This is a genomic window from Acidocella sp. KAb 2-4, assembly GCF_020567705.1.
GTDB lineage: Bacteria > Pseudomonadota > Alphaproteobacteria > Acetobacterales > Acetobacteraceae > Acidocella.
In genome coordinates, this window is record NZ_JAJDJU010000018.1 from 22,615 (window position 1) to 45,604 (window position 22,990).

The 22,990-nt window shown below is 66.5% G+C and carries 21 protein-coding genes; 5 read left to right on the forward strand and 16 right to left on the reverse strand.

The window, feature by feature from the left end:
* Positions 1–24 precede the first annotated feature (24 nt).
* The gene (locus tag LI953_RS11645; RefSeq protein WP_227076254.1) at positions 25–585 is read left to right on the forward strand and encodes an isoprenylcysteine carboxylmethyltransferase family protein; all 561 of its coding nucleotides are present in this window, start codon (positions 25–27) and stop codon (positions 583–585) included.
* Between the two features lie 116 nt (positions 586–701).
* Here the strand turns inward: LI953_RS11645 and ykgO are convergent, their stop codons facing one another.
* Positions 702–827: a type B 50S ribosomal protein L36 gene (gene ykgO / locus LI953_RS11650; RefSeq protein WP_183266312.1), complete on the reverse strand. Its 126-nt coding sequence runs from the start codon at positions 825–827 to the stop codon at positions 702–704.
* Positions 828–1,026: 199 nt separating this feature from the next.
* Here ykgO and LI953_RS11655 point away from each other — a divergent pair, with 199 nt between their 5' ends.
* Complete coding sequence (locus tag LI953_RS11655; RefSeq protein WP_227076255.1) at positions 1,027–1,788, forward strand: glycosyltransferase family 2 protein; 762 nt, start codon at positions 1,027–1,029, stop codon at positions 1,786–1,788.
* 18 nt (positions 1,789–1,806) lie between these two features.
* Here the strand turns inward: LI953_RS11655 and LI953_RS11660 are convergent, their stop codons facing one another.
* The 13 genes from LI953_RS11660 to LI953_RS11720 all read right to left on the reverse strand — a co-directional run bounded on the left by LI953_RS11660 (position 1,807) and on the right by LI953_RS11720 (position 18,686).
* The gene (locus LI953_RS11660) at positions 1,807–2,826 is read right to left on the reverse strand and encodes a glycosyltransferase (protein ID WP_227076256.1); all 1,020 of its coding nucleotides are present in this window, start codon (positions 2,824–2,826) and stop codon (positions 1,807–1,809) included.
* Positions 2,827–3,014: 188 nt separating this feature from the next.
* The gene (gene rfbD / locus LI953_RS11665; protein ID WP_227076257.1) at positions 3,015–3,908 is read right to left on the reverse strand and encodes a dTDP-4-dehydrorhamnose reductase; all 894 of its coding nucleotides are present in this window, start codon (positions 3,906–3,908) and stop codon (positions 3,015–3,017) included.
* Positions 3,905–4,465 (reverse strand): dTDP-4-dehydrorhamnose 3,5-epimerase, encoded by a 561-nt coding sequence (gene rfbC / locus LI953_RS11670; RefSeq protein WP_227076258.1) that lies wholly within the window; start codon positions 4,463–4,465, stop codon positions 3,905–3,907. Before rfbC ends, rfbD begins: the two co-directional genes overlap by 4 nt.
* 1 nt (position 4,466) lies before the next feature.
* A complete protein-coding gene (gene rfbA / locus LI953_RS11675; RefSeq protein WP_227076259.1) occupies positions 4,467–5,345 on the reverse strand; it encodes a glucose-1-phosphate thymidylyltransferase RfbA in 879 nt (292 codons plus the stop codon).
* Positions 5,342–6,397, reverse strand: coding sequence for a dTDP-glucose 4,6-dehydratase (gene rfbB, locus LI953_RS11680; RefSeq protein ID WP_227076260.1), 1,056 nt, complete (start codon positions 6,395–6,397; stop codon positions 5,342–5,344). The genes rfbA and rfbB overlap by 4 nt, the downstream gene beginning before the upstream one ends.
* A 45-nt stretch (positions 6,398–6,442) precedes the next feature.
* On the reverse strand, positions 6,443–10,204 hold the full coding sequence (locus tag LI953_RS11685; protein ID WP_227076261.1) for a glycoside hydrolase family 99-like domain-containing protein: 3,762 nt from the start codon (positions 10,202–10,204) through the stop codon (positions 6,443–6,445).
* Between the two features lie 21 nt (positions 10,205–10,225).
* Positions 10,226–11,779 (reverse strand): DHA2 family efflux MFS transporter permease subunit, encoded by a 1,554-nt coding sequence (locus LI953_RS11690; protein ID WP_227076262.1) that lies wholly within the window; start codon positions 11,777–11,779, stop codon positions 10,226–10,228.
* Positions 11,779–12,876, reverse strand: a complete 1,098-nt coding sequence (locus LI953_RS11695) for an HlyD family secretion protein (protein WP_227076263.1) — start codon at positions 12,874–12,876, stop codon at positions 11,779–11,781. Before LI953_RS11695 ends, LI953_RS11690 begins: the two co-directional genes overlap by 1 nt.
* Complete coding sequence (locus LI953_RS11700) at positions 12,876–13,361, reverse strand: MarR family winged helix-turn-helix transcriptional regulator (RefSeq protein ID WP_227076264.1); 486 nt, start codon at positions 13,359–13,361, stop codon at positions 12,876–12,878. Before LI953_RS11700 ends, LI953_RS11695 begins: the two co-directional genes overlap by 1 nt.
* Before the next feature lie 51 nt (positions 13,362–13,412).
* Complete coding sequence (locus LI953_RS11705) at positions 13,413–14,084, reverse strand: MarC family protein (protein WP_227076265.1); 672 nt, start codon at positions 14,082–14,084, stop codon at positions 13,413–13,415.
* Positions 14,085–14,108: 24 nt separating this feature from the next.
* Positions 14,109–16,121 carry an NAD-dependent DNA ligase LigA gene (gene ligA, locus LI953_RS11710; RefSeq protein ID WP_227076266.1) on the reverse strand — a complete coding sequence of 671 codons (2,013 nt, stop codon included), beginning with the start codon at positions 16,119–16,121 and terminating at the stop codon, positions 14,109–14,111.
* Positions 16,118–17,797: a DNA repair protein RecN gene (recN, locus tag LI953_RS11715; protein ID WP_227076267.1), complete on the reverse strand. Its 1,680-nt coding sequence runs from the start codon at positions 17,795–17,797 to the stop codon at positions 16,118–16,120. Before recN ends, ligA begins: the two co-directional genes overlap by 4 nt.
* Before the next feature lie 7 nt (positions 17,798–17,804).
* On the reverse strand, positions 17,805–18,686 hold the full coding sequence (locus LI953_RS11720; RefSeq protein WP_227076268.1) for an outer membrane protein assembly factor BamD: 882 nt from the start codon (positions 18,684–18,686) through the stop codon (positions 17,805–17,807).
* A 236-nt stretch (positions 18,687–18,922) separates the two neighbouring features.
* Between LI953_RS11720 and rpsA the strand changes: the two genes are divergently transcribed.
* From rpsA to LI953_RS11735, 3 genes are all read left to right on the forward strand, one after another.
* On the forward strand, positions 18,923–20,656 hold the full coding sequence (gene rpsA / locus LI953_RS11725) for a 30S ribosomal protein S1 (protein WP_227076269.1): 1,734 nt from the start codon (positions 18,923–18,925) through the stop codon (positions 20,654–20,656).
* A gap of 166 nt (positions 20,657–20,822) precedes the next feature.
* Positions 20,823–21,128, forward strand: coding sequence for a PAS domain S-box protein (locus tag LI953_RS15610; protein WP_227076270.1), 306 nt, complete (start codon positions 20,823–20,825; stop codon positions 21,126–21,128).
* Positions 21,013–21,399 carry a hypothetical protein gene (locus LI953_RS11735; RefSeq protein WP_227076281.1) on the forward strand — a complete coding sequence of 129 codons (387 nt, stop codon included), beginning with the start codon at positions 21,013–21,015 and terminating at the stop codon, positions 21,397–21,399. The genes LI953_RS15610 and LI953_RS11735 overlap by 116 nt, the downstream gene beginning before the upstream one ends.
* Positions 21,400–21,402: 3 nt before the next feature.
* Here LI953_RS11735 and LI953_RS11740 read toward each other — a convergent pair whose 3' ends face one another.
* Positions 21,403–22,281 carry an S-methyl-5'-thioadenosine phosphorylase gene (locus LI953_RS11740; protein WP_227076271.1) on the reverse strand — a complete coding sequence of 293 codons (879 nt, stop codon included), beginning with the start codon at positions 22,279–22,281 and terminating at the stop codon, positions 21,403–21,405.
* Positions 22,282–22,397: 116 nt separating this feature from the next.
* The gene (gene ssb, locus LI953_RS11745; protein WP_227076272.1) at positions 22,398–22,892 is read right to left on the reverse strand and encodes a single-stranded DNA-binding protein; all 495 of its coding nucleotides are present in this window, start codon (positions 22,890–22,892) and stop codon (positions 22,398–22,400) included.
* Positions 22,893–22,990 lie beyond the last annotated feature (98 nt).

Below are 22,990 nucleotides of genomic sequence, written 5' to 3' on the forward strand. Positions count from 1 at the left end.
ATATCTCACGAAAGATTCTGAAAAATGCACAACATCTTCACGGTCATCACCGGTCTCGACGCCACCCTCTGCTTCGCCGCCTTCTCCTGGGGCGTGCGCGGGCATTTCCGCTCCACCGGGGCCATGCCGCTGGGCATGAAGATCACCAGCCTGCTCAGCCTGGCGCTGTTTGGCGGTTTCCTGTGGCATCTGGCGCATGGGTTGGGCGCGGCATGGTTCGTCTCCATTGTGCTGTTCACCGCCTCGCTCGGCGTGTTCGCCACCGCCATCCTGGCCAGCCGCCGCACCCCGCCGACCCTGGCCTACGACACCGACGCCCCGAACTTCCTGCTCAAGCACGGCCCGTACCGTTACGTCCGTCATCCGTTCTATCTGGCTTATGTGCTGTTCTGGTTCGGCACCGCGCTGGCCGTGCACAGCCTGGCCGGCTGGCTCGCCCCGGTGGTGATGACCGCGCTCTATGTCGACGCCGCCTCCCGCGAGGAGCGCAAATTCGCGACCTCCGACCTTGCCGCTTCCTATGCCGCCTACCGCGCCCGCGCCGGCATGTTCTGGCCGCGCCCGCTGGCCCTGTTGGCTGGCTGAACTGCTCCAGGTCCGACTCCAGGGGGCGCTGCCCCCTGGGACTCTCCCGCCTGGCGGGCAACAAAAAACCCGGCAAAATGCCGGGCTGCTTGCCACCAGAGGTGAGGAAAAGAAGATTAGCCCTGGCGCGCCTTCATGCGCGGGTTCTTCTTGTTGATCACGTAGACCCGGCCATGACGGCGGACGACGCGGCAGTTCTTGTCGCGGATTTTCGCGGACTTCAAGGAGTTACGGATCTTCATGACGGCTCTCGGAGACAAAGATGGAACAATTGGTGGCGCGGTATGCCGGGTGCGCGCGGCGCTGTCAACCATGGTCCGCCTCCCGCCGCCGCAAACCGGGCTTCGCGCGTCATAAAACGGTCATTCGCTTTATCCCCGGTTCCGCTGTTGAAAGCCGGTTCAGCAGGTCAAAACCGCCGAGTCGAGTGGAGCATTGCCTATGAAGATCAGTTTCGTGGTTCCAGCTTATAACGAGCAAGCGCTGCTGGCCAACTCGCTGCACGCGATCCGCGCGGAGATCGCCCGCGCCGGGCAGGTTTTAGGGCAGGATGCCGAAATCATCGTCGTCAACAACGCCAGCACGGACCGCACGCGCGAAGTGGCCGAGTCGGTGCCCGGCGTGAAGGTGGTGGACGAGCCGCGCAAAGGGCTGGTGCAGGCCCGCTGGTGCGGCTTCGAGCATTCCACCGGGGCGCTGATCGCCAATATCGACGCCGACACCATTCTCCCGCCCGGCTGGCTGAGCGAGGTGCTGCGCCAGTTCGCGCGCACGCCCAAACTGGTCGGCCTTTCCGGCCCCTATGTGTATTACGGTGTGCCGCGCAAGGTGAATGTGGTGGTGGCGCTGTATTACCGGCTGGCTTGGCTGGCCTATGTGTTCAACCATCACGTGCTGAACGTGGGGGCGATGCTTCAGGGCGGTAATTTCGTGGTCAAGCGCGAGGCGATGCTGAAGCTCGGCAACCCCGACCTGCGGTTCTCTTTCTATGGCGAGGATACCGACATGGCCAACCGGCTCTCCAAGGTGGGCCGGGTGAAGTTCACCTTCCGCCTGCCCGCGCAATCCTCCGGCCGCCGCTTGGTGGGCGAGGGGGTGTTCACCATCGGCCTGCGCTACACCATGAATTTCTTCTGGGCCACGTTCCGCAAGCGCCCCTTCACCGAGGAGTGGCAGGACATCCGCGAGGAAGTCTCGCCCTGACGCCACGGCGCCGCCCGCTCAGGGCGCTTCGAGGATTTCCGCCGCCGGGGCCGGGCGCTCTGCGGCGGTTTCCGGCTTTGCCGCCGGGGGTAAGGCCGGGCTGGTGAGGAACCAGTAGGCGAACAGCAGATTCTCCAGCGGCGTGGCGCGGCGGAAGCGCCCGCATGCCAGGGCCGTCAGCCGCTCCGGCAGCCCGCCACGCAGCCCCGCGCGCACCAACCGCAGGTCCCGCCGCGCCGTGGGCGGCAGCCGCACCGCATGGGCCGCCAGCGCGTCGGCATGGCGGCGCAGCATGGTCATATAGATTTGCGGCCCCCGCCGCAGCGCCGCCAGGGCGCGGGCGTGCAGCTTGCGGTCGCGGGCGATCAGGTTGTTTTTGTGCAGCCGGTAGAGCACTTGCGGGCGCTCGTCGAAGATCACCTTCCCGCCACAGGCGGAGACGACGATATAGCTCCACCAATCATGCACGGTGTCGGCTGGGTGGTTGGCGGTGGCCACCAGCTTCGCCGCCGCGTTGTTCATCACCAGAGTGTTGCCGTTGGCGATGTTCTGCGTCAGGCAGGCGGGAAAGCCGCGCGCTGCGGCGTGCTGGGCTGAAAGCCGGGCGCCGCGCAGCGCCTCATCCACCAGATATTGCCGGGCGCAATACAGCGCGGGGGTATCGCCGGCCTCGGCCAGCCCCTCCAGCGCCGCCACCAGCTTTTCCGGCAGCCACACATCGTCCTGGTCGGCAAAGGCCACGGCCTCGGCATGCATGTTTTCGCGCAGCAGGGTGAGGAAGCTGGGCGAGGCCCCCAGATGCGGCCCAGATGAGGCTGATTCGACACAGCGCTCCGGCCCCAGCCGGGCGGTGAAGGCGCGCATGATCTCCACCGTCTCGTCGGTCGAGCCGTCATCGCGCCAGTGCAGCACCCAATCCTCATGCGTTTGCGCGAGGAAGCTGTTGAGCTGCGCCCGCAGGAAGCGCGCGCCGTTATAGGTGGAGAGGAGGATGGCGACCCTGCCCCGGGCAATGCCGCGCCGCGCGGGATTGGTCATATGAGGCGCGCCGTGGTTTGCGAGATTGTGAAATAGCTGCTCATGCCCACCGGAAATACGCGCTCAAAGTTAAGAATTGCTTCACTTTTCGTCTTAAAGGGCGCCTCGCGCCGACGCAACGCGACCTCCCGCTTTTGTGATGCCGAGCATAAAAGTTCATATAACTTCATACGCTTGGGAGAATCTCTTCAGCTTGGGGCATCCAGCGCCAGCAGCCCGGCCACGATGCCGGGCAGGCTCGCCCGCCACTCGGGCAAGGTGACGCCAAAAACTTGCGCGAGTTTCGTGCAGTTTAGCCGCGAATCGGGCGGGCGGCGGGTGGGCGTCGGCCACTCGGCGGTGCTGATCGGCTGTACCGCCGGCGCCTTGTAGCCCAGTTTGGCGGCCTCCTCGAAGATCGCGGCGGCGAAGCCATGCCAGGTCGTCTCGCCCGCGCCGGTGGCGTGGAATACGCCCCGGTAGTCAGGCCGCCAGCCCGTTGCCTCGATTTTCCCGACGATCGCCAAGATCGCGGCGGCGAGATCTGGCGCCGCCGTGGGCGTGCCGCGCTGGTCGGCCACCACGCGCAGCACGGGCATCCTGCGCCCGGCCGCCAGCATGGTGCGGGCGAAATTCTTGCCATGCGCCGCATACACCCAGGCGGTGCGCAGAATCACCGCCTTGCCGCCCAGCGAGAGGATGGCGTCCTCGCCATCGCGCTTGGTGGCGCCGTAAACCCCGGTCGGGTGCGGGCGGTCCGTCTCCACATAGGGTGCGCCCTTGTCGCCGTCGAACACGTAATCGGTGGAGACATGGATGAACGGAATATCGCGCTGAGAGCACTGCCTAGCCAGCGCCAGCGGCCCGGTATGGTTGCCCGCGCGCGCCGCCGCCTGGTCGGTCTCTGCCTTGTCCACCGCCGTATAGGCGGCGGCGTTGATCACGAAATCGGGCTTCGCGGCGGCCATGCAGGCGCTGAGCGTCTCCGGTTTCTCAAAGTCAAAATTCGGCCGCGCCACCGCCTGGAAGGCGATGCCCCGCGCTTGGCACAGCGTCACCAGGGCGTTGCCCAGCTGGCCGGAGGCTCCCGTGATCAGGATCATGCGTAGGTAAACCAAGTTTCGCAATCGGCCAGGCGCGGGGCGATCCGGTCCTTGTCCGAGAGCAGTTCCGCCCCTGGCTCAACCGGCCAGGGCAGGGCGAGGTCCGGGTCGTTCCAGATCACCGCCCGCTCGGCGGCTTTGTCGTAATCGGCGGTGACTTTGTAGATTACCTCGGTATCGGGCACGAGCGTGCAGAACCCGTGCAGGAACCCGCCCGGAATCCAGAGTTGCGCCCAGTTTTCGGCGGAGAGTTCCGCCGCCACCCATTGGCCATAGGTCGGCGAGCTCTGGCGGATATCCACCGCCACATCCCAGATCGCGCCGCGCACCACCCGCACCAGCTTGCCCTGCACGCGCGGCGCCACCTGGCAATGCAGCCCGCGAATTGTGCCTTTGGCGGCGGAGAGGCTGTGATTATCCTGCACGAAATTTTCATCGAACCCGTGCGCGCGCAGTTTGGACGCGCTCCAGGTCTCGGAGAAGAAGCCGCGCGCATCGCCAAATTTCGGCGGGGTGATCAGCTTCACCTCGGGGATGGCGAGGCTCTCGATCTTCATGTCAGTGTTTTCCTTCGGCGATCTCGTTGAGAATCCGCCCCAGCTCGGTCTTGCCGATCAGATCGGCGCGGGCTTTCAGCTGCGCGCGGTCGATGAAGCCCATGCGGAAGGCGACTTCCTCGGGGCAGCCGACAAGGTTGCCCTGGCGGGTCTGGATGGTCTGCACGAAGGTCGCGGCCTGCAACAGGCTGTCGGGCGTGCCGGCATCCAGCCAGGCGGTGCCGCGCCCCAGCCGCTCCACCTTCAGCGTGCCCTCGCGCAGGTAGAGATTATTGAGATCGGTGATCTCCAGCTCCCCGCGCGCAGAGGGCTTGATCGTCCTGGCCAGCTCCACCACGCGGCGATCGTAAAAATACAGCCCTGTCACCGCCCAGTTGGAAGCCGGGTCGGCCGGTTTCTCCACGATATCCAGCGCCTTGCCGTCGGCGTCGAAGCTGACCACGCCGTAACGCTCCGGGTCGCGCACCTGATAGGCGAACACGGTTGCCCCTTCGGGCCGCGCCCCGGCGGCGCGCAGCAGGGTGGAGAGGTGATCGCCATGGATCAGATTATCGCCTAGCGCCAGGGCGCAGGCCTCGCCGCCGATCCAGTCCTCGCCGATCAGGAAGGCCTGGGCCAGCCCGTCCGGGCTCGGCTGCTCAGCATAGGAGATGCGGATGCCCAGATGCGCGCCATCATGGAACAGGCGCTGAAATTGCCCCAGATCAGCCGGGGTGGAGATGATCAGCACCTCGCGGATGCCCGCCAGCATTAGCGTGCAGAGCGGGTAATAGATCATCGGCTTGTCGTATACCGGCAGCAATTGCTTGGAGCTGGCCTGGGTGATGGGGTGCAGCCGCGTCCCCGAACCGCCGGCCAGAATGATGCCCTTGTTGATCATGCCACCGCTCCCAGCCGCTGCCCGGCGTAAGTCCTGGCCCGGATGCCCCGCCACCACGCCGCATGGTCGAGATACCAGCCGATGGTAGCGCGCAAGCCACGCTCGAAATCATGCGAAGCTGTCCAATCCAGCGCCGCCTCGGCCCCGGAGGGGTCGATCTCGTAGCGGTGGTCATGGCCGGGCCGGTCGGTGACATAGGTGATCAGCCGCTCGCGCGCGCCGTTCGGGCTGGGCTGGAGCTCGTCGAGAATCGCGCAGATCGCCTTCACCACGTCGATATTCTTCCGTGGCTGGCGGGCGCCGATGCAATAGGTCTGCCCCGGCGCGCCTTGCGTCACCACCTTCAGCAGCGCCTCGGCATGGTCGTCCACAAACAGCCAGTCGCGTGTGTTCAGCCCGGCGCCATAGACGGGCAGGGGCTTCTCCTCGAGGGCGTTGATCAGCATCAGCGGGATCAGCTTCTCCGGAAACTGCCACTTGCCATAATTATTGGTGGTGTTGGAGACGATCACCGGCAGGCCGTAAGTATGCATCCAGGCCCGCGCCAAATGGTCCGACGCCGCCTTGCTCGCCGAATACGGGCTGCGCGGGTCATAGGGCGTGTGCTCGTTGAAGGGCGGGTCATGGTCTTCGAGCGCGCCGAACACCTCGTCGGTGGAGATGTGATGGAAGCGGAAACGCTCCCGCCGCTCCCCGCTCAGTGTCGCGAAATATTCACGCGCCGCCTCCAGCATGATGAAGGTGCCGGTGACATTGGTCTGCACGAACGCCCCCGGCCCGTCGATCGAGCGGTCCACATGGCTCTCGGCGGCCAGATGCATCACCGCGTCCGGCTGGTGCGAGGCAAAGGCGGCGCGCATCGCCGCGAGGTCGCAGATATCGGCTTTGATCAGCCTGTGCGCGGGGTGGGTGAGGGCGTCTTCGAGCGCGTCCTCCGAGGCCGCGTAGGTCATCTTGTCGATATTGACGATCTCGTGCCCCGCCTGCCGGACTGCACGCCGCACCACCGCCGAGCCAATGAACCCGCAGCCGCCGGTGAGAAGAATTTTCATGTGCGCATCCAGACGAAAGAGAAACGTTCAGCCGCCCCGCTTCAATCAAACCTTGCGCCGTCTGGCAACGGGGGCGGCGGCTTTTTCCGCCTTCCGCGCGAATTGCGCGGCGAGCCGGGCGCGGTCCTCTTCCTGGGCGGCGCGCATGGCGGCGGGCAGGTCCAGCGCCGTAGCGGCCAGCGCGTGCATCCGCGCGATCTCGGCCAGATGCGCCTCGGCGCTGAGCGATTGCGTGACCCCCGCGCCATGGCGGCGATGCGTGTTCAGCGGCGCGGCGAGATACACGATCTGCCCCTCCTGCCCGGCGAGCAGCGCCAGATAGAGCCGCCAATCCCCGGCCAGCTTCCAGCTTTCCAGGTCCGGCACCGCGTCCAGCGCGTCGAGCAGCGCCTCGCGCCGCCACAGCACGGCGCTGACATTGGGGATGAGATTGCGCACCGCCAGCAGCCGCGCCGCGAAATCCCGCCCGTCCCAGATGCCCGAGCCACTCAGCGCCGTCACCCCGTTGGCGAAGTAATAGGATTGATAATCGGGCATCACCTGGGCGCCGGCCTCGTCCACGGCGCGGCTATCGGTGAAGCCGAGCAGCGGGGCCGAGGCGGCGGCCATCGCCTCCATCAGCCGCGAGAGGAAGCGCGGATCGGCCGCGTCATCGGCCTCGCACAGCCAGACATACTCGCCCGTGGCGGCCTCCGCCGCGCGCCGCCATTGCGCGAACACCCCGGTATTCGCCGCGTTGGCCAGCACGCGCAGCTCCCGCCCGGCGGCCTCGGCCACGCGCGCCGCCACCGCCAGCGACTCATCGGTGGACGCGTCGTCGAGCAGCAGCACCTCCTGGACCGGGTAGGTCTGCGCGAACACGCTCTCCAGCCGCTCCGGCAGGTAGCGGGCGTAATTGTAATTCACCACCGCCACGCTCACGCGCTTTAGCCCTGGCGCCGCGAGGTGCAGCAGCTCACGCACATAGGCGGCGAAATCAAACGCCCGCGCCGCCATCGCGCTCAGGCGCGGGCGCTGCGCGGCGAGGGCCGCGTGGTCCAGCAACTCGTCCAGCTTGGCCAGGAAATCCTCGACATCGCCGGGCTTGGCCACGCCGCCAGCCTGTTCGCGGCGCAGCAATTCGGGGATGCCGCCGCTCTCGTCAAACGCCACGCAGGGCACGCCGCAGGCCAGCGCCTCCATCACCACGGTCGGCAGCGGGTCCTCGCGCGAGGGCAGGGCCAGCACGTCGGCGGCGGAGAAATACTCCGCCACGCGCTCGGTATAGGGGATATGGGTGAAGCACCCCGCCTCCTGCGCGCGCCGCATCTCGGGGGCGAGATAGGTGCGCAGCATGAACTCCACATCCCCCACCCAGACGAAGCGCACATCGCCCCGCCGCGCCGCCGTGCTGCGCGCCATTTGCAGGAACAGATCAAACCCCTTGCGCAGATGCCCAAACCCGGCGCCGAGCACGAGGAACTGCGCCTCGCCCACACCCAGCTCGCGGCGGATGCGCGCGCGGGCTTCGGCGTCGAAGCGCATCTCCTGATAATTGCCCTGGGCCAGCACCACAGCCTGCTCGCGCCGCAAATCCACCGCCGCCGCAAACGCCTCTTGCAGATAGAGCGAGGAGAATACGAGCTGGCTCGCCGCCCCCGCCCCCAGCCGCGCCTGGATTTCCAGGTTATATTCCTTCAGCAATTGCGGCATCTCATGCACCAGCAGCGTGGCGCTGATGCCGCGCTGCTCCAGCCATGGCACCACCCGCGCCGCGGCGGCGGAGTTGACGATCGCCGTGCGGATGCCCATCGCCCTGTATTTATCAAGCAGATTGCAGATGATGGTCTTGTCGTAGGCGACGCTGACCTCCGCCGTCTCGTAATATTTACCGAGCAGCGGGCCGACGCCGAGCAGCAGCAGATGCACCTTCAGGCCCCATTGCCGCGCCAGTTTGCGCGCGATGTTGAGCAGCAGGAGTTGCGCCCCATGCGGCTGCGCGTCATGCCCCACCAGCAAGATGCCGGCGGCAAATTCCGCCGCCTCGCGCTCGCATACCGCGCGCGCGGTGGCGTTGAGATACGCCGCGCCGGAATACAGATCCGGCTCCAGATACGCCCCCTCGGCCCATTCATTCCAGGCGTTCACGCAGATCACCCGCTCGCCATAAAACGGATTCTCCACGGTATAATCGATGAGTTTCTCAAGCCATTCTTGGTAATGCGCGGGGGTGGCACCGTGCAGCGCCAGCCCCTTGCCCTCGCGGCGCGGATCATTGTCCCAGCCGGGCACGATGGTCTTGATCAGCGGATAATCCGGCACCGGCAGGCGCAGCGAGGTTTCGGCGAGATCGGCATATTCATGCACGGTGGCCGAGAAATCCGGGTCCAGCAGGGTCAGCGTATCATTGATCCGCGGGGTCTCCTGGCTCAGCTTGTGTGGCGGGAATTCCACGGCCCCATCCAGCCCATAGGGTTCGGGGTCGTAATCGCCCAGGCTTTGCGCCATCACCAGCAGCGGGCGCTCGCCATGCAAATCCTCAAACATCCGCCGCCATTTGGCGATGCGCGCGGCGGCGTCTGGGATCAGCGTGGCGCGGTAGATCATCAACAGCGGCCGGCTGTCGATGCGGATATAGCGTGGATCCGCGAATAGCCGGGCGAAATGCGCGATCAGCGCCGCGTCATCCTCCTCCAGATATTCCTGCGCGATCAAAACCTCGCGCTCCATCCCGTCCCAACGGCGCGTCCAGTTCTCATTCGCCCACATCGCGCAGAACGAAAAATCCAAGGATTTATCAGCAAGAAATTGTTCGAGCGGCTTTTCCAGCAGGCGGTGCCGGTTGAACCAATAGGTGTAGAACACAAAGCCTTCCAGCCCCGCGCCCTTGGCCATCTCGATCTGCCGGCGCAATGTCGCCGGATCATCCAGCGCGTAATGGCCAAGATCGCGCGGGATGCGCGGCTGCACATGGCCGATGAAGCGCGGCAGCGCCCGGCCGAGATTCGTCCAGTCGGTGAAGCCCTTGCCCCACCAGGCGTCGTTCTCCGGCACGCGGTGGAATTGCGGCAGGTAATAAGCCAGCAGCCGCGCCTTGCGCTGTGCATGCGCGGGGGCGGGCTGGAATTCCTCGAAATGCGGGGCAGGGCGGGTGGCCCGGCGCACGGCGGCGGGCACCAGCCCCTCATGCTCGGGCCGCTGCGGCATAAACAGCCCGCTCTCGCGATGCGCGAGGTAATGCAGCAGCGGATTCTCCCCGCCCAGCATCGAGCCATAGCGGTTGATGTAGAATTTCAGATCAAAATCGGGCGCCGGGTTGCGCCCCTCGGCCACGCCGAAGAGCAGGAAATGCTCGAACGGATCAGCCCCGCTTTCGGCCACATCCGGGTTGGTCTCCAGATACCAGGCGGCGTCGAACACCGGCACCGGGTTCACCTGCCCAGTGCAGCGCCGTTCCAGATAATGGCGCAGGCAGGATGCGTCGGGCGGCAGATGATAGGTCTCGCGGTACCAGGCGGTGTGAAACAGCGCCGACGGATCGCGCCCCTCGGCCTCGCCGGCGGTGATGTAATGCACCAGCGGGTCCACATCCGCCGCCGCCACATCGGGGTTGCGTGCCAGATACCAGCCCGCATCAAAATACGGGTTGGGCCGCGCGCCGCCGCCCCAGCCCTCGGCGCAGAAATGCGCGAGCGGGTCCTGGCCCAGTTCCTCCAGCAAGGGGTGCTGTTTCAGATACCAGGAGGCGAGGAACAGCCCGCTCTGCCGGATCAGTTCGATATATGCCTCTAATTGCGCCGCCAAACCAAAGTCCTCCGCGCGCATCATGCCCGCGCGGGGGGTGGTTTGTCACGCCTCGAACACGGTTTCCGGGTCGAGCCTTGCCGTGGCCTGGGGCGGCTTGCGCATCAGCAGCAGGCAGGCCATCGCCGGCACTGTCGCCAGCAGCATAAATTTGTAATCATCGATATAGGCGATGATCTGCGCCTGCGTGTCGATCAGGCTGTTGAGCAGCGCCGCCCCGGCCGGCTTTGTCGGGTCCAGCATCTGGCTGACCGTGCCGCCGATCTGGAGCGTGCGGTTAAACGGCGTGATCTGCCCGGCCAGCACGGCGTGTTCAGCCTGTGCCATATGCTGCAACAGCGCGCCGGTGATGGAGATGCCGATGGCGCTGCCGACATTGCGCACCAGGCTGAGCAGCGCCGCCCCCTGCGTGCGCAGCGCCGGGCGCATCGTGTAATACGCCACCACTTGCAGCGGCACGAACACCGCCCCCAGCCCGGCCCCCTGGATGGTGATCGTCAGGATCATGTAGGCTTCGCTCTCATCCGGCGTCCAGCCTTCCTGCATATACAGCGCCAGCCCGAGCAGCACATAGCCGCACAACATCAGCAGGCGCGGGTCCACGCGGTTGGTCAGCCGTCCCATCACCTGCATGGCCAGCAGCGTGCCAATGCCGCGCGGGGCCATCAGTAATCCGGCCGACGCCACCGGATAGCCGCTGAGCGTTTCAATGTAGGGCGGCAGCAGCGCCGAGGCCGCGAGCAGCACGATGCCGACCGAGAACATGGTGATCAGCGAGGCGACGAAATTCCTGTCCTCGAACAGCTCGCGCGCCAGGAAGGTGTTGCGCGCCAGCACCATGTGCACGACAAACATGTAGATCCCGAGCGCGGCGATGATAAACGCGGCGGTGATGCTGGCGGCGCTGAACCAGTCAAACTCCTCCCCGCGGTCGAGCCCGAATTGCAGTGCGGCCAGCCCGATCGAGAGCGCGGCGAAGCCGGTCCAGTCAAACTTCCTGACGCCATGCGATTTGTCGCTGGGCATAAAGAACATCAGCCCCAGCACGGCGGCGACGCCAAAGGGCAGGTTGACGAAAAACACGTAGCGCCAGTCGAATTGCGCGGTGAGATACCCGCCCAGCGTGGGGCCCAGGATCGGCCCGACCATCACCCCCATGCCCCAGATCGACATCGCCGAGCCGCGTTGTTCGGCCGGGTAAATGTCCAGCATCGTCGATTGCGAGAGCGGCACCAACGCCGCGCCAAACGCGCCCTGCGCCAGCCGGTAGAGCACCATCTGCGTCAGCGACCCCGCCACGCCGCACAGCATGGAGGTCATGGTGAAGCCGACGAGGCAGACAATGAACAAATTTTTGCGCCCGAATCGCGCCGCCAGCCAGCCCACCGGCCCGGTCATGATCGCCGCCATCACCACATAGGAGGTCAGTACCCAGGTGATCTCGTCATAAGACGCCGAGAGCGAGCCTTGCATATAAGGCAGCGCCACATTGGCGATGGTCGAATCCAGCGCCTGCATCAGCGTCGCGATCATCAGGCAGATGGTCACGATGCCCCGGTGCTCGACCTCCAGCTCAACCTTGCCCTGGGCGGCGGCCATCAGAACAGATCCGAAAGATGCCGGTGGTGCTTGGTATCGATGGTGATTTCGGTGCTCATGCCCGCGCGCAGCGGCATGTTGGCGGGGCCGGAGAGGATGCGGATGCGCACCGGGATGCGCTGCACCACCTTCACCCAGTTGCCCGAGGAATTCTGTGCCGGCAAAATCGAGAATTCCGAGCCTGAAACAGGGGCGATGCTCTCCACCTCGCCCTTCCACTCCTGGCCGGGATAGGTATCGACGTCGATTTCCACCTTTTGTCCGGGGCGGACATAGGTGAGCTGGTCCTCCTTCGGCTGCGCGGTGATGAATACGTCGCTATCCGAAACCAGGCCAAACGCCGCGGTCCCGGCGGCCAGATACATGCCCGGCTGCAGCTGTTCCACCATCGTCACGGTGCCGGCATAGGGCGCGGTCACTACGCTGTTGCGCTGCGCGATCAGAGCATTCTCCAACGCCGCCCGCGCGTTTTGATATTCCGGTGTGTCTACCGGCTGGATCTGCGGATTGCCCTGCAGCTTGGCGAGGTCAACCCCGGCGGCCTCGCCCAGTTGGGTCAGCTTGGCCTCATCGGCCTGCAAGGCGAAGCGTGCGTCGTCATAAGTCGCGCGCGTCACGCCGCCATTGCCCACTACCTTGGCGTAGCGGGCCACATCCGCGCGGTCCTTGGCGATCTGCGCCTGTTGCGCGCTAATCCCGGCCAGCGCCTCGGCATAGGCGCGCTTCGCCGCGTTCACATCCTGCACCGCCTGGGCGAGCTGGGCACGCGCCGCATCCACATTAGCCTCGAATGTGCCCTGTCGCAGCGAGAATAGCTTCTGCCCGGCGGCGACATGCTGGTTGTCATGCACATAAACCTCGCCCACCAGCCCCGAGACATCCGTGGAGAGCGAAACCTTCGCCGCGTCCACATAGGAATCATCGGTTGCGACGTAGCGTCCGCCGCTCAGCCAGAAGATGAGCGCGGCCAGCGCGACTACGAACACGCCCCCCAGCATTAAGACCGGACGCAGCACGCGGTCGCGGTTCAGCCGGCGCAGCCTCTCATCGCCCTGGCCCGCTTCCTGCCCTCGCGTCATCGGTTTTGCCTGTGACATCACGCTTCCTCCTTGGCCGGCTTGCCGGCCGGGGCCTTGGCCGCGCCGGGGTGCGTCATGCGCAGCAGATTCGTCTTCATCCGCGTCAGTCCCTCGATCATCGCCTCGCGCACCGGCCCGGGTACGCCTTGCGTGATCAGCCCCGCCAGTTCATTGCGCTGGTGTGTGATGTCGCTGATCATGCCGGTGGCGCTGTCGCGCAGGTGCAGCCGCCAGATGCGCCGGTCCTGCTCATCCGCCCGGCGCTCGACCAGCCCGGCGGCTTCCAGCCGGTCCACCAACCGCGCCACGGTGATCGGCTCCACCTCCATCGTGTCGGCTAGTTCCTTCTGACTGATCCCTGGCGTGCGCGAGAGGTACAGCAAAATGCCCCATTGCGCCCGCGTCATGCCGTTCACGCGCGCGCGCTTATCGGCCTCCACACGCGTGAGCCGCGCCACGTCGTGCATCAGGAAGAATAAATCCCGCTCGAATTCCACACTCATAATGGGCTATATAATAAGCGGCGTTATAAAAAGCTACCGCGCAAAAAACGCCTATCTGGCAAGCGCGCCTTGCAACACCGGCACCACGCCGTTGATGGCGATCTGCACCCCGATGCCGAGCAGCAGGAAGGCCATCATCCGCGCCATCACGATTCGCCCAGTATTGCCCAGCGCCGCCGCCACCCGGTCCGCCGTGGCGTAAGAGGCCCAGATCAGCAAGGCCAGCGCCACCACGCCCGCCGCCGCCCCGGCATAAAATGCGCCCACCGCGGGCCAGCCCAGGGGGCGCGCCGTGCCCAGCGAAATCGCCACCGCGATCGTGCCCGGCCCGGTGGTGAAGGGCAGGGTGAGCGGAAAGAACGCATAGCCGCCCAGGTCTTCCTCCTCGGCGGCGCCCACCGGCTCGGCATCGCGCTGCTTGCGCGCATTGGTGGTGTCTGGGGCCGACAGCATCTCATAGGCCCGCGCCGAGAGTACGAACCCGCCCGCGATGCGCAGCGCGTTGAGCGAGATGCCGAAGAAGCTAAGGATATAGGTGCCCGCCCCGACCGCCACCAGCAGCACTAGGGTGGCATACACCGCCACCCGCCGCGCCAGCGCCGCGCGCTGGGCCTCGCGCCCAAACGTGACCTCATGAAAGATCATGGCGCTGCCGAGCGGATTCACGATCGACAGCAGCGCCGGAAAGGCGAGCAGGAAGGCGTTGATGGCGATTTCGGTCATGGGCATTTCCCGTTCCGCCGCGCCCTAAAGCCCGGCCATCTTCTTGAACTCTTGTTCGGTGAGCATCCTGATGCCCAGCTCCGCCGCCTTCTTGGCCTTGGAGCCAGCATCCTCGCCCACCACCACGAAATCCGTCTTCTTCGAGACTGATTCCGTCACCTTCGCGCCCAGCGCCTCGGCCCGTGCCTTCGCCTCCGGCCGCGCCATGGCGAGCGTGCCGGTGAACACCATAACCTTGCCCGCCAGCGGTGAGTCCGAGGCCGTGGCCATTGCGGCATCCAACACCGTCACCTCGCGCTCCAGCGCCGCCAATGTGTCCAGATTATGCGCCTCGGCGAAAAACGCCACCAGATCCGTCGCGATGGCCGGGCCGACGCCCGAGATCGAGCCCAGTTCCAGCCGTGCATCCGAGCCGATCTCGATGGCCGCGCGCATCGCCACCTTCCAATGCGCATAGCTGCCGTAATGCCGCGCGAGCAGCTTGGCATTGTTCTCGCCGATGCGCCGGATGCCGAGCGCGTAGATGAACCGCTCCAGCCCGATCTCGCGCCGCGCGTTGATGGCGGCGCTGAGCTTGGCGGCGGACACCTCGCCCCAGCCTTCGCGTTTGGCGATCTCCGCCTCATGCCGGGGCAGGGCAAAGATATCGGGCGCGGCGCGCAGCAGCCCGGCCTCATAGAATTCCTGCACGGTCTTCTCGCCCATGCCCTCGATGTCAAACGCCCCGCGTGAGCAGAAATGGATCAGCCGCTCCACCACCTGCGCGGGGCAGGAGAGACCGCCCGTGCAGCGGCGCACCGCCTCGTCGGCATCGCGCACCGCCAGCGCGCCGCAGACCGGGCAATGCGTGGGGAAGTGGAACGGATGCGTATGCGCGCCCCGTTTCAGCACGCCCAGGATTTGCGGGATCACATCGCCCGCGCGTTGCAACTCCACGGTGTCGCCGATGCGCACATCCTTGCGCGCGATCTCGTCCTCGTTATGCAGCGTCGCGTATTGCACCAGCACGCCGCCCACATTCACCGGCGTTAGCCGCGCGCGTGGCGTCAGCGCCCCCGTGCGGCCCACCTGGATTTCGATATCCTCCAGCACGGTGCTGGCCTTTTCGGCGGGGAATTTCCACGCGCAGGCCCAGCGCGGGGCGCGGCCGACAAAGCCCAGCCGCGCCTGCAAGGCGAGGTCGTTCACCTTATACACCACGCCGTCAATGTCATAAGGCAGCGCCGCGCGCCGGGCCCCGATGCCCGCCTGAAACGCCTCCGCCTCCGCCTCGCCCACGCGCGCGGAGAGCGGGTTGACCTTGAAGCCCCAGCGCTTGAGCGTTTCCAGATAGCCCCAATGCGTGTCCGCCACCGGGGTTGCGGTTTCGCCCTGGGCATAGGCGAAGAGCGAGAGCTTGCGCTTGGCGGTCACGCTGGGGTCGAGCTGGCGCAAGCTGCCCGCCGCCGCGTTGCGCGGGTTGGCGAAGGGCTTGTCCGGATTCGCCTCGTTCAGCGCCAGGAAATCCGCCTTGGTCATGTAAACCTCGCCGCGGATCTCGATGAAATCCGGCGCGTCCTCGGGCAATTCACGCGGCAGCTCGGCAAGGGTGAGCATGTTGGCGGTCACGTCCTCGCCCTCGGTGCCGTCGCCGCGCGTGGCGGCGCGCACGAATTTGCGGCTCTCGTAGGTGAGCGAGATCGATAGCCCGTCGATCTTCGGCTCCGCCACGAAATCCCACGCCGCCTCCAGCCCCAAAAAGCGCCGCTTGCCCTGCCAGAATTCCGCGAACGCCTCCGGGCTGAACACATTGTCCAGCGACAGCATGGGCGTGCGGTGGCGGACCTTGCCGAAGCCGGTGGCCGGGCGGGCGCCCACGCGCGCCAGCACCCGCGCCTCCTCGCGCAATTCGGGATGCGCGGCGGCGATGTCCTCGGCCTCGCGGCGCAGGGAATCGTATTCGGCGTCGGTCATCTCCGGCGCGTCGCGCTCGTAATAGGCCGCGTTCGCCGCCTCGATCCGTTCGAGCAGCGCCTTGAGTTTGGTTTTCGCGCTCATATCCGCAGCAGACTTTCAGCCGCCTGGCGGGCGGCGTCGGTAATCACCTCGCCGGCGAGCATGCGGGCGATCTCCTCGCGCCGCTCTGCCTCGTCCAGCACCTCCACATCCGTCACCGCGCGTTCGCCCGTCACGCGCTTGGCCACGCGTAACTGCGCCCCGGCACGTGCCGCCACTTGCGGGCTATGCGTCACCACCAGCACCTGCACACCCTCGGCTACGCGGGCGAGGCGCTCACCCACCGCGGCGGCGGTGGCGCCGCCAATGCCGGAATCCACCTCGTCGAAGATCAGCGTCTGCACCGAGCCGCCGCCCGTCAGCACCACCTTCATCGCCAGCATCAGGCGCGAGAGCTCGCCGCCCGAGGCGATCTTGTCGAGCGCGCCAGGCGTCTCGCCGGGGTTGGTGGCGATCAGGAAGCGGATCGCATCCGCCCCGCGCGGCCCCCATTGCGCCTCGGGCAGCATCGTCCGCTCGACCACGAAGCGCGCGCGTTCCAGCTTCAGCGGCGGCAGCTCGGCGCTGATCGCCGCCTCCAGCCGCTTGGCCGCATCCTCGCGCAAGGCCGAGAGCGCCGCCGCCTGTTCGACATAGGCCGCGCGCAGCCGCGCTGTCTGCGCCGTCAGCGCGGCGATATCCGCCACCCCCGACTCCAGCGCCGCCAGCCGCGCGCGCAGCCCGGCATGGAATTCCGGCAGCTCCGCCACCTGCACGCCATGCTTGCGCGCGGCGGCGCGCAGGGCGAAAAGCCGCTCCTCGGTTGCCTCCAGCGCGCGAGGATCATCTTCCTCCGACGCCGCCAGCCGCTCCATGAAATCCTCGGCCTCGGCCAGCGCGATCTCCGCGCGCTCCAGCGCCGCCATCGCTGGCCCGGCCGGATTGACCTGCCCGGCGGGCACGCTCACCCGCGCCAGCGCCCGAGCGGCCCCGCGCAGCGCGGCGGCGGGGCCGGAGGCGCGGCGGTCCTTGGGGCGCAGCTCGGCAATGGCGGCGGCGATCGCTTCGGCCCGGCGCTCGCCCGCCTGCAGGCGGATGCGCTCGGCGGCCAGCGCCTCTTCCTCGCCCGCCACCGGGTTCAGCTTGGCCAGTTCCTCGGCGGCATGGCGCAGGAAATCCTCTTCGCGCGCAGCCTCCTCGATCCGTTTTTCCGCCACGGCGAGCTGCGCCGCGCTCTCCCGCCAAGCCTTATGCGCGCCGGCCACCGCCTCGCGCGGCTGGGCCGCCACGCCAAACGCATCCAGCAGCGCGATATGGTTGGCCGGATCAGCCAGCCCCACCTGCTCATGCTGGCCTTGCACCTCGATCAGCAGCCCGGCGAGCTTCTTGAGGAATCCGGCGCTCACCGGCTGGTCGTTGATCAGCGCGCGCGAGCGCCCGTCACGCCCGAGAATCCGCCGTACCAGGATCTCCGTTCCCGCATCCAGCCCGTGCTCGGCCAGCAGCGTGCGCGCCGCGTGCCCATCCTCGGCCGCGAAGCTGGCCGCCACCACCGCCTGCTCAGCGCCGGCGCGGATCAGCCCGGCATCGGCCCGCGCGCCCAGCGCCAGGCCCAGACTGTCCAGCAGAATCGATTTGCCCGCTCCGGTTTCACCGGTGAGCGCGGTCAGCCCCGCCTCGAAATGCAGGTCCAGGCGCTCGATCAGCACGACATCGCGGATCGAGAGGCTGTTCAGCATGGGCGGCTTAGAAGATCCAGAACAAGTGATGCTTGGCGGGCGGCGGGGGCGGGGGCGGGGCGTTGCCGCCATTCGCGGCCTGCGCCTCACTGGCCGCGGTCACCAGCCCGTGGTCCTGCAGCTTGCCATAGGCCGCCTGATACCAGCTACTGCCCGGATAGTTATAGCCTAGCACCGAGGCAGTGCGCACGGCGGCGTCGCTCAGCCCGAGGTCGAGATAGCACTCCACCAGGCGCTCCAGCGCCTCCGGCGTATACGTGGTGGTCTGGTAGTTGGTCGCCACGTCCTGGAACCGCCCGACCGCGGCGGCGTAGAGATGCTGCTTCTCGTAGAAGCGGCCGATCTCCATGTCGTGCCCGGCGAGACGGTTATAGGCGAGGCGCAGCTTGATGCGCGCGTCGCGGGCATAGGCGCTGTCGGGGAAGCGGTTGATCACGTCCTGCAGCGTCTGAATCGCCTCATAGGTCGTGGTCTGGTCGCGCTGCACGTCCTCGATCTGCTCGTAATAGCACAGCGCCTTGAGGTAATAGGCATAGGCCGCCTCGGGGCTGGCCGGGTGCAGGCCGATAAAGCGCGTCAGCGTGCTGATCGCGTCGTCGTAATTCTGCTGCTTATATTGCGCGTAACCGGCCAGCAGCTCGGCATGGCTGGCCCAGACCGAATAGGGGTAATTCTCCTCCTCGGCGTTGAAATCCTGCGCCGCGCGGTCGTAATCGCCCTTCTGCAGGTGATCCACGCCCTGGGCGTAGAGCTTGTCCGCTGGCGGCACCACGCCGCCGGGGAATTCCCCTTCCTTCGGTTCGCTATTCTGTAACGCCGAACACCCGGCCAGGCCGAGGGCCAGGGCGAGCAGGGAAACACGGGCAAGGCCGGAGCGGAAATTTGTCATTGCGTGCGGCTTATAGCAGTTAAAACGCGAACGCGAAGCCTCTGTCCGCCCCTTGTTTGCCGCCGTATTTGCTTGACTTCCCCACCGGGCGGACTAAACCACGCCCATCCACAACCGGACATCCCCGGCCCTTTGCCTGGGATGCTCTAGCCGTTGCCGCTTGCCGCCCCGGCCAGCGCGCCGCGCACACCCCACCGGGCCAAACTGCCCGTATGCTTAAGGACATTTCCAGCCACATGGCTTCTTCTTCCCACGCCCTCCGCCACTCGGACGCTCCGGCCTATGCCGGCGCCGATGATTTCGCTGCTCTTCTTGATTCCTCCCTCGGCGCCGGCGGCGCTTTCGAGGGTTCCGTCGTCTCCGGCAAGGTGCTCCGGATCGATGACGACTTCGTGATCGTCGATGTCGGCCTCAAATCCGAGGGCCGCGTGCCGCTGCGCGAGTTCGCCCCGATGGGCGCCAAGCCCGAGGTTAATGTCGGCGATGTGTTCGACCTGTTCATCGAGCGTTACGAGGACAAGGACGGCGCCATGGTGCTGTCGCGCGAGAAGGCGCGGCGCGAGGAGTCCTGGACCCAGCTTGAGAAGGCCTTCGAGGCCCAGACCCGTGTGAACGGCGTGATTCATGGCCGCGTCAAGGGCGGCTTCACCGTCGATCTCGGCGGCGCCACCGCGTTTCTGCCCGGCAGCCAGGTCGATATCCGCCCCGTGCGCGACGTCGCCCCGCTGATGGGCGTGCCGCAGCCGTTCCAGATCCTGAAGATGGACCGCCAGCGCGGCAACATCGTCGTCTCCCGCCGCGCGGTGCTGGAAGAGACCCGCGCCGAGCAGCGCTCCGAGCTGATCCATGGCCTGAAGGAAGGCATGATCCTCGACGGCGTGGTGAAGAACATCACCGATTACGGCGCCTTCGTCGATCTCGGCGGCGTGGACGGCCTGCTGCACGTCACCGATATCGCCTGGAAGCGCATCAACCACCCGGCCGAGGCGCTGACCATCGGCCAGCCGGTTAAGGTGCAGGTGATCCGCTTCAACCCGGAGACCCAGCGCATCAGCCTCGGCATGAAGCAGCTCGAGGCCGATCCGTGGGAAGGCGTGGAAGCCAAGTACCCGCCGGGCATCAAGGTCACCGGCCGCGTCACCAACATCACCGATTACGGCGCCTTCGTGGAGCTGGAGCCGGGCGTCGAGGGGCTGGTGCACGTGTCCGAGATGTCCTGGACCAAGAAGAACGTGCATCCGGGCAAGATCGTCTCCACCTCTCAGGAGGTCGAGGTCGTGGTGCTGGATGTGGACGCCTCCAAGCGCCGCATCTCGCTGGGCCTGAAGCAGGTGCAGCGCAACCCCTGGGAAGAGTTCCAGGACGAGCACCCGATCGGCTCCGTGGTCGAGGGCGAGATCCGCAACATCACCGAGTTCGGCCTGTTTGTCGCGGTCGGCCCGGAGATCGACGGCATGGTCCACATGTCCGACCTCTCCTGGGAAGAGACCGGCGAGCAGGCGATCGCCAAATACGGCAAGGGCGAGATCGTCAAGGCCAAGGTGCTGGACGTGGACGTCGAGAAGGAGCGCATCTCGCTCGGCATCAAGCAGCTTGAGGTCGACCCGGCCGCTGGCGTGCTGGACCGCATCCACAAGAACCAGATCGTCACCTGCGTGGTCACCGCCGTGCAGAGCAACGGCATCGAGGTGAAGGTGGACGACGTGCTGACCGGCTTCATCCGCCGCGCCGAGCTGGCGCGCGACAAGGCCGAGCAGCGCCCCGAGCGCTTCGCCGTGGGCGACAAGGTCGATGCCAAGATCACCGCGGTGGACCGCGCGGCCCGCAAGCTGCAGCTGACCATCAAGGGCAAGGAGATCGACGAGGACAAGCAGGCGATCACCGAGTTCGGCTCGTCCGACTCCGGCGCCTCGCTGGGCGATATCCTGGGCGCGGCCATCCGCCGCCGCAACCAGCAGACCGAAGACTAAGCGCACCCAGCCGCGAGGCTGAGGCGAGACCCCGGCAGGGCCACCTGCCGGGGTTTTTTTGTCGGCTCGAAGCCTTCGCCCGATATTAAGGGCTTTGCGTCACATCCTCTGCATCATTTCTGGAGGATGGCGATGGCTGTTTTCAGCATTCAGGGCCGCGGGGTCGATGCAGGCTCTTTGCCGGGCCTTCGCGGTGATCGAATTCGCCCCTGACGTCACGGTGCTGGACCTGAACGCGAATTTCGAGCGCGTGAGCGGTTACCGCAAGGCCGAGCTCATCGGCCGCCACCACCGCGTGCAGCTCACGCCCGACGAAGCCGCCGCGCTGGAGCAGACCGCTGCAGATCACGATAACGGTGCGCAAGGCCGCCGAAACCGATGCCGCGAGAGAGATCAAGGGCCTGATTGGCGCGTCGGCCGAACAGGTGGTGGCGGGGGTGAGAGCGGTGGAGGCCGCCTGGGTGACGCTTGAGCGCATCATCGCCCATGTCGAGGGTATCAACACCGCCATCGCCGCCTCGGCCGCCGGGCAATCCGAAGGTGTGGGGCAGATCAACGCGGCGGTGAACCAGATGGATCAGATGACCCAGCAAAACACCGCCATCGTCGAGGAAGTCGCCGCCGCCGCGCAAAGCCTGGCGCGCGCTGGCGAGGGTATCATCGGCCGGCTCGCGCAGTTCCAGGCCGGCGCTCTGCCCGCCCCCGCCAAACGCGGCAAGCGCGTTTTAGCGGCAGCGGAATAAGCCTTACAGCACCCGCCCGGCCACGGCGTCCAGCTTGGCCACCAGTCCCGGGTCGCGGCACTCGGGCGCGGTGATCAGCGCATATTGCAGCGCGGTGTCGCACCCGGCGGGGCAGGTGCCGCGCGGCGCGGCGAGGCGCGGCAGCACGTCCTTCACCACGCTGCGCGCCTTGTCGGCATTGCCGTGCAGCACCTTGATCACCTGCTCCACGGTCACGGCGTCGTGCTCCTCGTGCCAGCAATCGTAATCGGTCACCATGGCCACGGTCGCGTAATCCATCTCCGCCTCGCGGGCGAGCTTGGCCTCGGGCATGTTGGTCATGCCGATCACCGAGCAGCCCCAGCTGCGGTACAGATTGCTCTCCGCCAGGGTCGAGAATTGCGGCCCCTCCATCACCAGATACGTGCCGCCACGCGTGTAGCTCAGGCCGAGCGCTTTCAGGCTGGCTTCCAGCGCGTCGCCCAGGCGCGGGCAGGTGGGGTGCGCCATGGAGACATGCGCGACGCAGCCCGTGCCGAAGAAGCTCTTCTCGCGCGCGAAGCTGCGGTCGATGAACTGGTCGACGATGACGAAATGCCCTGGCGGCAATTCCTCCTTCAGCGAGCCCACGGCGGACATGGAGATGATGTCCGTCACGCCCAGGCGCTTCAGCGCGTCGATATTGGCGCGGTAATTGAGGCCGGAGGGGGAGATCTTATGGCCGCGGCCATGGCGGGGCAGGAACACCACCTTGGTGCCCTCGAACTGCCCGATCAGCAACTCGTCCGACGGCGCGCCCCACGGCGTTTCCACCGCCACCCAGCGCGTATCGGTGAGCCCCTCGATATTATACAGGCCCGACCCGCCGATAATGCCGATCACCGGCTGCTTTGTCTCGCTCATCTGCTGCTCCAAAACAAAAAAACCCGCCGTCGCTTTAGCGGGTTTTGCGGGGTCCGCCCATTTATAAAAGCGCGCCGGGCGCGGCCTCTTTCACAAAAAGGCCGCGCCCGTCCGGCTTAGAACGGAATTTCGTCGTCCAGATCGTTATTGCTGGGGCGCGTATCCCAGCCGCCGACAGCGCGGGCCGGAGCCTTGGCGGGGGCGGGGGCGGCGGCGCGCGGCGCGGGGGCGTAATCCTCGCCGCCCATGGCGCCGCCCCCGGCGCGGTCGAGCAGCACCAGCTCGCCGCCGAAGCGGCCCAGCATCACCTCGGTGGTGTAGCGGTCCTGGCCGGATTGGTCGGTCCATTTCCGGGTCTGCAGCTTGCCCTCCAGATACACTTTCGAGCCCTTGCGCAGATATTTCTCGGCCACATCGGCCAGCCGGTCATTCATGATGACGACGCGGTGCCACTCGGTCTGCTCCTTGCGCTCGCCGCTGGCCTTGTCGTTCCAGGTGTCGGAGGTGGCGACGGTGAGGTTCACGATCTTCATGCCCGACTGCGCGTTGCGGACCTCAGGGTCCTTGCCCAGATTGCCCACCAGGATCACCTTGTTCACACTACCAGCCACACCGACCTCCTCAACCGAAAATTGTCTTCAAGTTTACCTCACCCGGCGCAAATAAACCAGCGCGGCAGGGTTTGCTTTGTAGCCGCTAACCCCATATC

Coding starts and splice junctions, on each gene's coding strand:
- LI953_RS11645 (WP_227076254.1), top strand. CDS start 25: ATGCACAACATCTTCACGGTCATCACCGGTCTCGACGCCACCCTCTGC.
- ykgO (WP_183266312.1), bottom strand. CDS start 827: ATGAAGATCCGTAACTCCTTGAAGTCCGCGAAAATCCGCGACAAGAAC.
- LI953_RS11655 (WP_227076255.1), top strand. CDS start 1,027: ATGAAGATCAGTTTCGTGGTTCCAGCTTATAACGAGCAAGCGCTGCTG.
- LI953_RS11660 (WP_227076256.1), bottom strand. CDS start 2,826: ATGACCAATCCCGCGCGGCGCGGCATTGCCCGGGGCAGGGTCGCCATC.
- rfbD (WP_227076257.1), bottom strand. CDS start 3,908: ATGATCCTGATCACGGGAGCCTCCGGCCAGCTGGGCAACGCCCTGGTG.
- rfbC (WP_227076258.1), bottom strand. CDS start 4,465: ATGAAGATCGAGAGCCTCGCCATCCCCGAGGTGAAGCTGATCACCCCG.
- rfbA (WP_227076259.1), bottom strand. CDS start 5,345: ATGATCAACAAGGGCATCATTCTGGCCGGCGGTTCGGGGACGCGGCTG.
- rfbB (WP_227076260.1), bottom strand. CDS start 6,397: ATGAAAATTCTTCTCACCGGCGGCTGCGGGTTCATTGGCTCGGCGGTG.
- LI953_RS11685 (WP_227076261.1), bottom strand. CDS start 10,204: ATGATGCGCGCGGAGGACTTTGGTTTGGCGGCGCAATTAGAGGCATAT.
- LI953_RS11690 (WP_227076262.1), bottom strand. CDS start 11,779: ATGGCCGCCGCCCAGGGCAAGGTTGAGCTGGAGGTCGAGCACCGGGGC.
- LI953_RS11695 (WP_227076263.1), bottom strand. CDS start 12,876: ATGTCACAGGCAAAACCGATGACGCGAGGGCAGGAAGCGGGCCAGGGC.
- LI953_RS11700 (WP_227076264.1), bottom strand. CDS start 13,361: ATGAGTGTGGAATTCGAGCGGGATTTATTCTTCCTGATGCACGACGTG.
- LI953_RS11705 (WP_227076265.1), bottom strand. CDS start 14,084: ATGACCGAAATCGCCATCAACGCCTTCCTGCTCGCCTTTCCGGCGCTG.
- ligA (WP_227076266.1), bottom strand. CDS start 16,121: ATGAGCGCGAAAACCAAACTCAAGGCGCTGCTCGAACGGATCGAGGCG.
- recN (WP_227076267.1), bottom strand. CDS start 17,797: ATGCTGAACAGCCTCTCGATCCGCGATGTCGTGCTGATCGAGCGCCTG.
- LI953_RS11720 (WP_227076268.1), bottom strand. CDS start 18,686: ATGACAAATTTCCGCTCCGGCCTTGCCCGTGTTTCCCTGCTCGCCCTG.
- rpsA (WP_227076269.1), top strand. CDS start 18,923: ATGGCTTCTTCTTCCCACGCCCTCCGCCACTCGGACGCTCCGGCCTAT.
- LI953_RS15610 (WP_227076270.1), top strand. CDS start 20,823: ATGCAGGCTCTTTGCCGGGCCTTCGCGGTGATCGAATTCGCCCCTGAC.
- LI953_RS11740 (WP_227076271.1), bottom strand. CDS start 22,281: ATGAGCGAGACAAAGCAGCCGGTGATCGGCATTATCGGCGGGTCGGGC.